Raw genomic sequence first — 12,179 nt, 5'->3', positions numbered from 1 at the left:
CTTAGGGTATATGGCTAATAATCTAAATTCAAGGAAAGCATTTCTTTTTCTTGTTTTTTTGATTCCTCATCACCATAATCATGCGAATCCATATCTCTGCATATCATTTACATAACATCAAAAAAGGAGGGCATCAGGCCATGTTATCTATTGAATTTTTCGCATGGACACTATCTGCTATCTTAGGAATCGGATTTATTATTTCTCTTATAGCTGTATCCAGAAAACCGAAAAACATGACTGAGATGGAGCGACAAAGGCCTGAACCCAAGAACACAGAACCATAAAATAGAGTTTGTTCAGACCTTCATCGCGCGGATACATGACGAGAAGGCAAGCCTGTGGACTTGCCTTCCAACCGTGGTACAGATACTATTGGTTCAATCGTTAAGTTTTATTTATATCGTGCTTTGCCGACAGGATGAAAACTACAGACCAAAATCAAGTCTATGAATCATCATCGCTTTTTTTCGGTAGAATGTCCTATTATTATTCTATTGTTTTGTTTCATTTCTTATTTTACCATCATTGATTTTTAAGTAATTGATCAATGTAGTTTTTTATCTCTTCTATCTTCTGATCGGTAACTTTTTTAATTTCTTCTGTTTTTTGATTTAAAGACTGTTGATAATCTTGATTGAGCTTTTCATTTAAGTATTTTTTAGTTTCATCTTGCAATCGCTGGATTTCAGACTGTGTTACATTGGATAGATCATTTTTTATTTTCATGTCTTTTTCTGACAAGTATTGATTGATTTCTTGCTGGTACTCTTTTTTCGCTGCTTCCGCTGCATCGCTCATATGATAGACTACCGCACCACTAAGTCCACCACTAACAAAAAACAAAACGATTGTTATAAACAAAACTCTAAGAGGTATCTTTTTCATATAAATCAACCTCCTTTTTTTTATTATCTCATATTCCGCGCTCATTTTTTAGTGTTTTATCCGAATATTCATTATTTTTTATGATCGTACTATCTGTGTGATTTTCTTCCTATGATGTTTTGCTGTGCATTAAGAAAAGCACCTTCTTCTCCAAAGCTGAATCTCATGGAGTATCTTTGGAAATGGTGAAAAGCACCGTCAGCCGTTGCCAATCATTTTCACAATGACGTACACAAAGCTATTGATTAGCCAGTCGATAGCTTCATTCTTAAAGTATATTGAATGTCGCAATGACGATGTTTTACAGCTGTATCGCTTGAGAAATCGCATGATAAGTTCATTTGATTTCGTAAACAATCATCAAACTTCATAGTCATCACTCCAATGAATACAATAAAAAGCATCCAATTATTTGGATGCCTAACATCTAAAATTACAACGAAAAAATCTTATTCATTAATGTTAAGATGTATTTCCTCAGATTCCTCCTGGATTTGTCCAATAAGGGATAGAACAGAACCTGTGGCTTGTATCCAACTTCCTGCAACTCCAACTAGGTCTGACTCTGAGTTATTTTCATTCAATGACTGAATGCCACTTATGGCCTGCAAGGAATTCCCGATGCCTTGCAACAGACTTCCAGAGATATTCTCTAATCTCCCGTCTTCTGTACGATCAAAAAACTCATCAGAAAGACCTACGAAACTCCCTAATGCTTGCATCCACAGCCCAGTAATCATAAGCTTTTGTTCGATTTTTTCACCCCAAGCGTCACCCACCAGCATTCCTGTAATAACGGTTGAGTTCCCTGTGGCTTGGATTTCATCCCCTATTTTTTCAAACGAATCCATACCTTGTCCGTCAGCAGATAATGCACTTCCTAAAGCCTGTAACACATTACCTACTAGCCGCAATTGATAACCTAGATTTTTGTTCAAATGAAATTGAGGAGTATTGCCGATGGCTGCTTGCATAGTCCCGATTGCCGAAAGAGAATATCCGACTATTTCCTTCCACTGATTATTCATTTGTTATCCAATCCAACTCCTATTGATACAATTATTGTATTCTGATTCTGCTATTTGGTTCATTTAGTAAAAGAAAAAACGCCCCCCAAACGGGTGACGCAATTCAGACAACCTACTCACTGATTAGGTAGCATTTACACGACAAAAAACAATGAAAAAGCATTTATATGTATCATCAATTTTTGTGGGCGCTCTTTATCAATGATTAAATTGATTGCTTTTATCCACAATATAAAAACCCCTCAACGCGTAGAGGATCGAGGGATTGGAGGGATTAATAAAGGATCATGTATTGATCGCGTTCCCACGGATGGGCCTCTGTCAATAGATTAGACACATAAAATCGAGAGAATTACGCAGTCAAATAAAACATATGTTCGTATTGGTTTGGAGTGAAATACCCTATAGAGGAATGGATTCTTGTTCCATATATAGAAGCATGTGATGTACTCAAAAATCTTCTCCCTGGCTTCTTTCCTCGTTTTGAATTTATTTAAATAGACGAGCTCTTTTTTCAGCACACTATGAAACGACTCCATACAAGCGTTGTCGTAGCAATTCCCCTTACGGCTCATGCTGCCGGTCATGCCATATTGTTTCAAGCGTTGCTGATCGTCTGAAGATGCGTACTGGCTGCCGCGATCAGAATGATGCAGCACCGTTCCCTTTGGGCTTTTAAAGGCGATACACCTGATCCAGGGCCTTCAAACAAAGCTCCTTCGTCATTCGTTCGTCCATATGGAAGCCGACGATTTTGCGTGTGCAGAGGTCCTCCAAGCTGGAGAGATAAAGCCAACCTTCATCTGTTGGAATATACGTGATATCGGCCATCCAGACCTGATTCGGTTTCTCCGCTGCAAACGCCTGATTCAAGACGTTTTCCGAAACCGGCATGTTATGTTTCGAATTTGTCGTGGCCTTGTACTTCTTGATGGTACGGGATTTCAACCCAAGTTCCTTCATGATGCGGGCAACGGTTTTCGGCGACACATGAACACCCTGATGTTTCAAAGCATTCCAAACCTTCGGGCTGCCGTATAACGGCCTGGAATCAAAGAAGATTTTGCGAATCCATTTCTCAAGTTGCTTACGACGGTTGGGTTGCTTTCCTTGCGTTTCGTCCATTCGTAATAACCGCTTTTGGAAACGCCGAACAGGGAGCACATCTTCGCGACACGGAACGGCAAGCGGTGTCTGTCGATGAATGGATAAATCAGCGCCGGTCTTTTGCGAAGTCGTGCATGGCCTTTTTTAGGATCTCGTTCTCCTCTTCCAGATCGCGAATTCGCTTCTGAAGGTCACGTAGCGCTTTATCGTCCGGCTTAAGCTGTCCGCTTCCGGGGAAGGCTTGAGTTCCGCTACTCTTGAATTCGGCGATCCAAAGGTGAGAGGTAGGTAATTACCTACCCCTTTATCAAATTAACCTGCTACAGTTTTTGATTTATCTTTTCGTAAAATTCCCATCAAACCAGAAATTCCAAAAAACAACAAAGGAACGATACCAAACAAGCTAATAGAAATAAGAATTGCGACTCCGCTAATAAGCATGATCCAACCACCAAGCTTTGCTTTGAATTTCACGACAACGGCACCAATCAAACCAGTCGCTGAAAAAAGAAACGCGCTCGCACCTAATCCATTCAACTCGCTAGATCCATTAAACGCTGAATCAACTGATCCGATAAACAAGGCAAAAAATGCTCCAATAAAACCAATCAATGCCCCAATAATTCCAAGAACCATTTCCATCGTTCGTGTCATTTTTTTCACTCCTAATATTTCAGTTTTTTATTTAGAAAACCTTATTTACCTACTCAAAAAGAGTGAGTTTCATTACTTCAGTTTTAATTCAATCTCGTATTCTTTTGTTTCACCTTCAAAATTATCTTCTCCTCCAACATGTGCAGACCATTTTAATTTAATCCATTGAATTTTTTCTGCGTTTCCGCGCTTTAGATACCAAATAACGTCTCCTTCTTTTATAACACCTTTATCAATTTCTCCACCTAGATGATCGGAAACAAACATGTCTGGCGTTTCAATTTGTTCACCTGTGCTTGTGACTAAAACAGCTTGGTCTGGATAAGTAGTAAATTTTCCTTCAGTAGTATTCTCTATTTGAAATTTAACACCAACAGCCGATGTTGTTATTTCATTCCCTTCTTCATCAAGTCCAGGAGCTTTATCACTTGCCACAACTTTTTGTATGGTTGTTTTCAACCCTTTGAAATCATCAGACCAAGTCGCATTTTCGTAATAGGTCCAAATATCCTCTTTTTTCTCTTTTGTACCCTTGTCCGTATCTTCATTCTTTGCACTTTCTTCTACCTTTGCTTTAGCTTTTTCATCCTCACTTTGCTTAATCGTATCCACATCATTGCAGGCAGACAACAAAAATGCAGCCAAAGGAATCATTAGTATTTTTCTCATTGTTTATCCCCCTCTTTTATACCTTTTTTCTTACAAAATATCACATAAAGACCAAAAATATTGTCGAACAATGTCGTAAAAATAAAAAAGTCCCCCGCCCGAAGGCAGGAGGCGCAATCAAATGATAATCGCTTGGTATCCTTTTTTCTTCAATTCTTCTACGAGACGTTCCGCGTTTTCTCTGTCAGTGAAGGCACCCACTTGCACACGGTAGAGCTTTTCTTTGGTATTTGTATCTGTTTTGGTTTGGGAAGCTGCTGCTTTCTTCTTCAAACCAAATGCTTTCACAAGCCCTTCGACATGGCCATGCGCGACTTGCAAAAGAAATTGTTCTGACTTCAACTTGGCCGCATCGTTTACATTGTCAATGAATAGGTTTTCTGTGAGCAATGCCGGCATATTCGTTTCGCGCAGTACCGCGTAGTTGGCTCGTTTTTTGCCTCGGTCAGTCATGTTGCCGATTGCTTTCAAGATCTCTGCATGAATTACATTTTGATATGCGATAGTGGCTGAGCTGACGTTGCCATTGTAAATGTATGACTCAAATCCTGTTCCGCCACCAGCATTAATGTGGACAGATAGGAAGAAATCCGCATCCGCCCTGTTTGCGATAGCCGCACGCTCTGACAATTCGATGAAACGATCATCCGTCCGTGTGTAGATGATATCTACACCTTCATATTCGGCAAGCAAATTCCCGATTTTTTTGATGATGTTCAAAGTCAGATTTTTTTCAAGCAAACCATTTCCTACAGCTCCGCTATCTGTTCCGCCATGTCCCGCATCAAGCACAATTTTCACCATTATTTATCCACTCCTTTTTCAAGTGCATATTTAATCGATGTCATTAGTAATACTGGATTCTCCCATTAATAAATCTGCATTAAAAATTTCCGCTTCAAAAGCAGCATATGCAGCACCTAGGACGAGGGGCACGGCGAGTATATGCCTATTCAATAAACTGATTGCTTGCCGGATGCTATATAAAACAGCATCTAACGTTACATAAAGCGTAAACCCAATTGAAAGAATTGCTTCCATTTCTTTTATCCTATCAAATAGTTTATAACGAAAAAATAAAAATGACCGCCAATGCACTGACGATCATCAAAATAGAAGGATTATCTTGTTAATTTTTCTTGCTTGTCCAATTTTGTTTCAATTTGTCCAAATCTTAAACCTGCTTCGCTACGTGTTAAAAATTTGCACTATGCACATCTAATTTGCTCCTGATATGTTCGAGGCCTTTTGACAATGGAGCCCGTTTGACCTCTAATGCGGCAATTCGTTCATAATCTTTTGTTACAAAGAGGACCCCCTTACAACATAAAAAAGCCCGTTTATTGATTTTCTCTTAATTGTTTTGCTTCTTGGATTAACCAAGGAATTTTCAATACACAACCCATACATTTCAGCATAGGCAATAGAATTCTTATCTTTTATCTTTCTAAATTCCCCGATATTCTCCTCAAGCACTTCATCATTTCCAAATTTTTCTTCATCAGACACTATTGAAATCAAGCTTTCATTAGAACTATACTAACAAAACTCACATATATTCCCTCTTTCGTCTATACAATACAGTAAAAGATTTTTTACATCATTTTTTCGTCATCTCTAATAAAAGCACCCCCCTAAAAGTCTTTACACCTGGAAAATAATGTGTTATTTATATGTTGAATAATCTCTTCTCATCGTCCTTTGGCCTGAACTTCCCCTTCGCCAAAGGGCTTTTTTGTGCAGAAATGAAAAACGCCGTCTAATTTAGTGGCGTCGGCTCCAATCAAATATCTATCATACAATCGTACTATATCTCAGAACAAAATAATCTGTCGTGACCTTTGATATCGGTCTATATAGACTTATACTAAAATTAACATACATTTGTTATCATTTACTTGTCACTATATGACAGATTGCAAGGAGAATATCATCGTCTTCCAAATCGTATCTGGCTTAAAGAATGATGGGCTCTGAAGATAAAAGTAAGCAAACTTGCCTGCAATTGAATTAGTGGAACTGTTATTCAGATTAGCGGTAGGATCAATCCAATAAAAGAGCAGGTTTTCTTTTTTCTAAATAAAAAAGCACCTCGAAAGGTGCCATAAAATTATTATTGTTCTAATTTAACTTCTTCTACATTAATGTATGAAACCCAACCATAATTATTTTTTAATAAATTCTGAGCATTTTCCGCTGCACTTCTCGTTGCAAATACTCCAGTTTTTAGTCTCAAACCATTATCACTAATTTTGTAAACTACCCAGCCAGTATCTTGTACTAATCTATCATATGCTCGTTGTTGATCTGCCTCTGTAGCAAAAATTCCTGTTACTAACCGAAAATACTCTTGTTTAATATACGAAACCCATCCAAATTTATTTTTGATTAAATTTTGACCATTTATAGCTGCCTCTTTAGTTGAGAACGTACCTGTTTTAAGTCTAAGACCGTTTTCATTAACTGTATAAACCACCCAACCTGTTTCTTGTCTTAAACGATCTGCAGCTGCTTTTTGATCAGCTTCTGTGGCAAAGACACCGGTTAAAAGTCGATAAGATCCTTCTTCTACTGTTCCACCATCACTGGTATATAAATATTCTAAAGGATTGACCGCGTTACTTTTGCTGTCGTTCCACAAACCTTTATGTACCTCAAAATGTAAGTGTTGCCCTGTTGAATTCCCCGTATTGCCCATATATCCTATGAACTGGCCTTTTGATACTGTGGCTCCTACTGACACAGCTCTACTGCTTAAATGTGCATAAACAGTTTCCCACGTTTGTCCATTAATATTATGTTGGATAAAAACAACGTTGCCATAACCATTAGATGAATAATAAGAACGAGAAACAACACCATTTGCTGCAGCATTGACTTTAACATTTGCTGCGCTATTTGCAATATCAATTCCAAAATGTTCTCCTGCTTTAAATCCTTGTGTAATAGTTCCAGAGGTAGGCATCAAAAAAATTTTGTTTGTAGCAGCCGAAACTTTTCCTAGAGTTATAGTTGGGAAAATTAAAAAAACTGTGAGTAATAAAATTGTGAGTCTTTTTAGTTTTGACAAATTAATATACCCCCTTAAAATAAATTAGTCTGTTAACATATAAATACATTAATCTGTTAACATATAAAAATATTTCCAAAAATAAGTCTAACCCATTTTTTTAATATTTTCAATAAAAAAACCAATTTTCTCTTATTTTCCAACTAAAGACCTAATCTCCTCACACACTGAGTAAAAAAGCATTCCACGATCTTCTTCTATTGTCATAAGGCCCATATACATTCTTTACACTTGTACTGTTCATATGCTTATCTTATGTTTCTTTTCTTTGTTATTTTGGTATCGTTCCATGCCTTTCACCTAGCTTGTAATCAAAAAAGAGCCACCTGCCAATTGCAGGCGGTCCCACTATTAACCGTAAATCGTTAGCCCTTTTTCCATGCAGCCTGTTAATCCCAGCAATACCCGATGGAAGCACGGCTCATTTTGATATCCCCATTTAGCTGTTTGTCTATTAGAATGAACATACCAATCTTTCAGGATCGTACCATCACCCCGAAAATCGATTTTACCTACGTAAACAGTAGCCGGATCATCAAATGCTCCATGATCATGTGCAGCCATTTCCATAAATCCTTCTCTTTTAAAGCATTGGTCCACTAACCCTTGATAGTTTTTACCTAAGAAAGCCACACCTAAATACCAAGACGGCACTTCTGTATCGCTAGTATGGAAATCCCAACAGTCAGACTGACCCGCTCGATACAATGCGTTTACATCGACAATGTTGTGTGTTCCATAGTTATTCCCATCCGTATATACAGGGAACTTGTTCGTTCTTTGTACTAGCGTCGCATAAAAATTACCGCCTAACTCAGCTGCATCCACAAAGATGGATGATGGTCTTTGATACTGTGGTGTATAAGTGGTGCCGTGACCAGCCCATTCTAATCCAATAATGTCATACATGTTGTAATGGACAGGGGCTAAACATGTCGCTCCGATTACAAATTCTTGTTGATTATTGGCTGTGCTGCAACGCCAGTATGATCCTTCATCCGCTCCACTCAGACTTCCTGTTTTCCAACCGCCATTAGAAAGCTGACAGTTTTTGATATATTGAGCTAAACGCACTAATGATGCACGATAAGGATAATTCGCTGGATCCGGATAGCCATTAATACGTGCGACATGATATGCATGACGTCCTAACGCTCCTGCGTTAGTGGCAATAGCGTTATGACGACGGGCAGGAGATTTGGCATACCCACTTCCATCTGCACAATATCGTCCGCAATCATATACAGCTAATCCCTTCGTATACCATTCTGGACCGTCATAAGGCCCTGTTCCATTGTAGAAATATTGGGTTTCTTGAGTAGCAATGGCCTGTGCTCCTAAATCGGCGATTTCTTTGTATTTGGCTAGACGTGTGGCATCTACAGGCAAGTGGTTATAGGCTTGTGACATAACATTGACCACAAATCCAGTAGAAGGACCACTGAATGGGGCTGTGTACCAACTTCCAGAGTCATTTTGTACACTTTTTAATCCTCCATAGAAAAAATCAAGCCAAACTGTCAAACGATTCAATAGATCGCTTTGACGTGAATCACTGCGCGCTCGAAGTTGCCGATACAACTCGATTAAAAACATAAGATCAATAGACATTCTCATAGGGCTAGCACCCTTGAAATCATGCCCATGTTCAGCCTTACCCGCATGGGTGTTCCAATGGTTTTGTCGAATGAAATACTCTTGATACAAATAATATGACGCTTCTACCGGATCATACTTTCGATTAACGGCCGGATCATGTGGATAATAAGTAAATGCCATATGATCTAACAACTCCTTTTCATTTTTTAGTACAATAAACAATATGTTATTTATTTGATTCTTATGTTTTCCTCATTGATATCACCGCCTCACTTATTAATGGCATTTACACGACAAAAAGCCTCATCAGCATAAGTAGAAGAGACTTTCGTGGATACGTTCTTTATTTTTCTCGCTTCTTTCAATCATGGTCTAAATACCACTCGAAGAAATAAATAATTTCCAATTTTACTATATGTCAGACAACACACACGCGACATTAAATACACTGATTGTTCCCGATCTATCAACACAGATAAAACATCTCCAATTCGTTTCCGGACCCCAACTTGTAATGACATCTTCTTTTTGATGATCGTCCTACTCATATAGTGTTAGGTGACCGTTTAAATAGTTAAGACAAGAAAAGAAACCCACTCAGGAAGAATTAAGCAAAAAATCAATATTAATTTATACCCGTGGTGCTAGTTGAACCTTAACGCTCAACTAGCCCAAGAATGACGAGTGAATAAGCGAGTAAAATGCCATCCAAAGCTGATTCAAATCCATAAACAGAGTTGGCTCGAATCTCTGTGATTCGGTACTGATCAATGAGAACGGAAAACACGGTTTCCATGACTTTGCGCTTTCGTTTCATCCATCGTTTCCATGCTTTCGATTGATGGATTTTCTGGTTTTTCCGAACGGGCGTCCAAAAAGTAATCTTGTATTCATCATACAGCTTCTTTTGCAAGTCTTGGCTCACCTATCCTTTGTCGCCAAGTGTATACGGATGAGGAAGTTGGACCATCACGGTTTTCGCAGCTGTCCGGTCGTGACAGGATGCTATCTAGCACCATGGGTTAATTTATATATTTGGATATAAAACAGTAACCAGACACCTGATACGGAAACGTTTGAAAGGTTGGCTGACTGATAACGATAAAGAATTAGCAAGAATCAATCAGTTCACTAAAGAGTACAGCATCGAACAAATGAACTTTTTTGATATAAGAAAAAAAAGAAATCAAGGAAGTTATTTAACATTTTAAATGGGTTGTGCATAAAGCGGAGGAGAAGAATAAAAAAGAATCCTTATAATCCTTCGCGAATGTCTTTTTTCAGATCGTATCGAAACGATATGAACAAGGCTCTATGATTCTCACATCGAATAAATCCTATCTCGAATGGGGGAAAGTATTCGGTGATGATGTACGAGCGACAGCGATTTTAGATCGCCTATTACATCACGCCATTACCTTTAATATCAAAGGCGATTCTTATCGTCTACGAGAAAAGAAAAAAGCAGGAGTTTATCCTGCCCAATTGCCTAATTAAACATTCATAATGGGGAATTTCATTTCGTTAAAATTGGGGAATTTTAAGGTTCTTACGTTCTTTTGGTGAATGATTACCTATCATCCTGTTGGAGATTTTTATTGTTTTATTAAAATAATGATTACAGCCTATAGAGAACACGTTTTTCTAACAGAGCGAATCCAGCTCGGCCATCCATCATTCGTTTTAATCGTTTTCAATCGGTTGATTGGCCCTTCCAGCACACCATGGCTGTATGGGAGAAGAAAAGCGTGTTTTACGGCCTGCCAATCGCTGCGCAAACGCCGAGCATATGGATAAAACCGCTGTTTTGAATCCAAAAGCTGATGACGCAGCCAAACAAGAAAACGGTCATAATCTCTTTGATCCACGACCTCCCGATATTCTTGCACCACTTCATAGACAGGACGGACAGCTGGATCCTTTAGGCATTGTTCCAGATCGGTTTTCTCTTTTTCTGAAAGTCGATGATACGGCGACCATATCCAATAAGCCAGCTGTTTTCTTGAGATACGCTGTTCCAACGTCGATGGATCATTCCTCTTCCGATTCCGTCGAATCGTTTCTACCGTGGTTCGTACCGACGAAAACGTGCCGGAATATCCTTCTTTGCGAAGAAGAGAATCGATAGATGGAATGGTTTGTCCTTGGGCTTCTAACTCGATGACACGGTTCAAAAAAGGGGAAATCGGTGTTTTTCTTTTTCGTCGATGAATTGGTGGCGGAGTTGTCGTCTGGAGATATTTTTTCACCGTTTTCCGATCCAGCTTCTATTCCTTCGCAAGCCTAGAAATGTTCTTCCCTGATGGATGAGCCGTTTGGATTTCTTGAATGAGTGCCCATTTTTGTTCCTGGCGCTCCTTTTTCCTCTTTTCTGCCTTTGTCCTTTCGATTTCACGAACAAATGTGTTCGATTCACTCCATGTCATCACAGAAGGAACGAGGGATAAAAGAAGAAAATCCAGTCTCTTCTTCGCGTTCCCGATCAAATGCCATTGATCGTAAACATGAAGGATGGAAGGATTGGCATTGGCCATCCCTTGACGGAATGCTGTCAATCCATCCCGGCTCATCACTTGTACATGGGAATCGATTTTCAGCCATTCGGTAAGTGTTTGCGGAAGCCGATTTGGCAAGAGAGCAACAGGATGATGACGGCAAAGATCACAAATGATCGCTCCATACGTATGGCCTTTTCGAAAAGCAACATCATCGACTCCGAGGAAAGGGAGACACCTCTCCAGGAATAGGAGTTTTGTGAATCATCGTTAACAATGAATCATGGCTGATAGGCAGATGAATCGCCTGTGCCATCTTTTCCGCAGCTAAACAACTCGTGGAAAAGGCCATTTGTCGCAAAGGGTGTTCTGCCCAAAGCGTACGGCGGCCATGCGGCGCCAGCCAGTCATAACGCTCTGTAAACACTTGAACGGAACAGGAAGAATCATCACAAAACCATTTTCGAGAAATAAGCAGGAGTCGAACAGGCTGATCAGCGATAGGAAGATCTTGAATCACACGTGTATACCGACGATGCGGGCGGGAGGAAACATGATGACAGGCAGGACAGGGAGAAGACTCTCGGTTGCTTTTTACCGTTAAACGTAAATGATCACCGGCATCAGACACATCTAGTCACTCGATAGTGGAATCAAGAGGAGACCAAG

At 39.3% G+C, this 12,179-nt stretch carries 14 protein-coding genes and 2 pseudogenes; 1 reads left to right on the top strand and 15 read right to left on the bottom strand.

The features are described 5' to 3' along the window. Positions 1-525: 525 nt before the first annotated feature. The 12 genes and pseudogenes from AT864_RS06330 to AT864_RS06285 all read right to left on the bottom strand — a co-directional run. On the bottom strand, positions 526-888 hold the full coding sequence (locus tag AT864_RS06330) for an NAD(P)/FAD-dependent oxidoreductase (RefSeq protein WP_044745280.1): 363 nt from the start codon (positions 886-888) through the stop codon (positions 526-528). 449 nt (positions 889-1,337) lie between these two features. Continuing rightward, positions 1,338-1,916, bottom strand: coding sequence for a hypothetical protein (locus AT864_RS06325; protein WP_066147409.1), 579 nt, complete (start codon positions 1,914-1,916; stop codon positions 1,338-1,340). Between the two features lie 329 nt (positions 1,917-2,245). Continuing rightward, the gene (locus AT864_RS18650; protein WP_369815500.1) at positions 2,246-2,503 is read right to left on the bottom strand and encodes an IS3 family transposase; all 258 of its coding nucleotides are present in this window, start codon (positions 2,501-2,503) and stop codon (positions 2,246-2,248) included. An 88-nt stretch (positions 2,504-2,591) separates the two neighbouring features. Further along, positions 2,592-3,041: an IS3 family transposase gene (locus AT864_RS17505; protein ID WP_082741643.1), complete on the bottom strand. Its 450-nt coding sequence runs from the start codon at positions 3,039-3,041 to the stop codon at positions 2,592-2,594. A 294-nt stretch (positions 3,042-3,335) separates the two neighbouring features. Further along, on the bottom strand, positions 3,336-3,677 hold the full coding sequence (locus AT864_RS06315) for a DUF4064 domain-containing protein (RefSeq protein ID WP_066147407.1): 342 nt from the start codon (positions 3,675-3,677) through the stop codon (positions 3,336-3,338). 72 nt (positions 3,678-3,749) lie between these two features. Beyond that, entirely contained in the window at positions 3,750-4,346 is a 597-nt protein-coding gene (locus tag AT864_RS06310) for a hypothetical protein (protein WP_066147405.1), read from the bottom strand. 117 nt (positions 4,347-4,463) lie between these two features. Continuing rightward, positions 4,464-5,150 (bottom strand): N-acetylmuramoyl-L-alanine amidase, encoded by a 687-nt coding sequence (locus AT864_RS06305; protein ID WP_066147404.1) that lies wholly within the window; start codon positions 5,148-5,150, stop codon positions 4,464-4,466. Positions 5,151-5,180: 30 nt separating this feature from the next. Next, on the bottom strand, positions 5,181-5,387 hold the full coding sequence (locus AT864_RS06300) for a hypothetical protein (protein ID WP_066147403.1): 207 nt from the start codon (positions 5,385-5,387) through the stop codon (positions 5,181-5,183). A 261-nt stretch (positions 5,388-5,648) separates the two neighbouring features. Continuing rightward, the gene (locus AT864_RS18280; protein WP_231734601.1) at positions 5,649-5,855 is read right to left on the bottom strand and encodes a hypothetical protein; all 207 of its coding nucleotides are present in this window, start codon (positions 5,853-5,855) and stop codon (positions 5,649-5,651) included. 604 nt (positions 5,856-6,459) lie between these two features. Further along, positions 6,460-7,416, bottom strand: coding sequence for a peptidoglycan DD-metalloendopeptidase family protein (locus AT864_RS06295; RefSeq protein WP_066147398.1), 957 nt, complete (start codon positions 7,414-7,416; stop codon positions 6,460-6,462). Positions 7,417-7,767: 351 nt separating this feature from the next. Continuing rightward, positions 7,768-9,195, bottom strand: a complete 1,428-nt coding sequence (locus AT864_RS06290; protein WP_066147397.1) for a hypothetical protein — start codon at positions 9,193-9,195, stop codon at positions 7,768-7,770. A 475-nt stretch (positions 9,196-9,670) separates the two neighbouring features. Further along, positions 9,671-10,021 (bottom strand): annotated as a pseudogene (locus AT864_RS06285) (transposase); the annotation flags it as partial. A 260-nt stretch (positions 10,022-10,281) separates the two neighbouring features. On the opposite strand from AT864_RS06285, the pseudogene AT864_RS17495 reads away from it, so the two are divergent. Then, a pseudogene (locus AT864_RS17495) lies at positions 10,282-10,512 on the top strand (ATP-binding protein); the annotation flags it as partial. 128 nt (positions 10,513-10,640) lie between these two features. Here AT864_RS17495 and AT864_RS06280 read toward each other — a convergent pair. From AT864_RS06280 to AT864_RS06275, 3 genes are read right to left on the bottom strand one after another with little or no spacing between them, the layout of a single operon-like run. Beyond that, a complete protein-coding gene (locus tag AT864_RS06280) occupies positions 10,641-11,264 on the bottom strand; it encodes a transposase (protein WP_231734600.1) in 624 nt (207 codons plus the stop codon). 18 nt (positions 11,265-11,282) lie between these two features. Then, positions 11,283-11,684, bottom strand: a complete 402-nt coding sequence (locus AT864_RS18275) for a transposase (protein WP_231734606.1) — start codon at positions 11,682-11,684, stop codon at positions 11,283-11,285. A gap of 37 nt (positions 11,685-11,721) precedes the next feature. Further along, positions 11,722-12,141: a transposase family protein gene (locus tag AT864_RS06275; protein WP_231734599.1), complete on the bottom strand. Its 420-nt coding sequence runs from the start codon at positions 12,139-12,141 to the stop codon at positions 11,722-11,724. Positions 12,142-12,179 lie beyond the last annotated feature (38 nt).

It is taken from the genome of Anoxybacillus sp. P3H1B, from assembly GCF_001560855.1.
GTDB classification, from domain to species: domain Bacteria; phylum Bacillota; class Bacilli; order Bacillales; family Anoxybacillaceae; genus Anoxybacteroides; species Anoxybacteroides rupiense.
This window is presented reverse-complemented; position numbering and strand designations above follow the sequence as displayed.

Coding starts and splice junctions, on each gene's coding strand:
- AT864_RS06330 (WP_044745280.1), bottom strand. CDS start 888: ATGAAAAAGATACCTCTTAGAGTTTTGTTTATAACAATCGTTTTGTTT.
- AT864_RS06325 (WP_066147409.1), bottom strand. CDS start 1,916: ATGAATAATCAGTGGAAGGAAATAGTCGGATATTCTCTTTCGGCAATC.
- AT864_RS18650 (WP_369815500.1), bottom strand. CDS start 2,503: ATGACCGGCAGCATGAGCCGTAAGGGGAATTGCTACGACAACGCTTGT.
- AT864_RS17505 (WP_082741643.1), bottom strand. CDS start 3,041: ATGGACGAAACGCAAGGAAAGCAACCCAACCGTCGTAAGCAACTTGAG.
- AT864_RS06315 (WP_066147407.1), bottom strand. CDS start 3,677: ATGACACGAACGATGGAAATGGTTCTTGGAATTATTGGGGCATTGATT.
- AT864_RS06310 (WP_066147405.1), bottom strand. CDS start 4,346: ATGAGAAAAATACTAATGATTCCTTTGGCTGCATTTTTGTTGTCTGCC.
- AT864_RS06305 (WP_066147404.1), bottom strand. CDS start 5,150: ATGGTGAAAATTGTGCTTGATGCGGGACATGGCGGAACAGATAGCGGA.
- AT864_RS06300 (WP_066147403.1), bottom strand. CDS start 5,387: ATGGAAGCAATTCTTTCAATTGGGTTTACGCTTTATGTAACGTTAGAT.
- AT864_RS06290 (WP_066147397.1), bottom strand. CDS start 9,195: ATGGCATTTACTTATTATCCACATGATCCGGCCGTTAATCGAAAGTAT.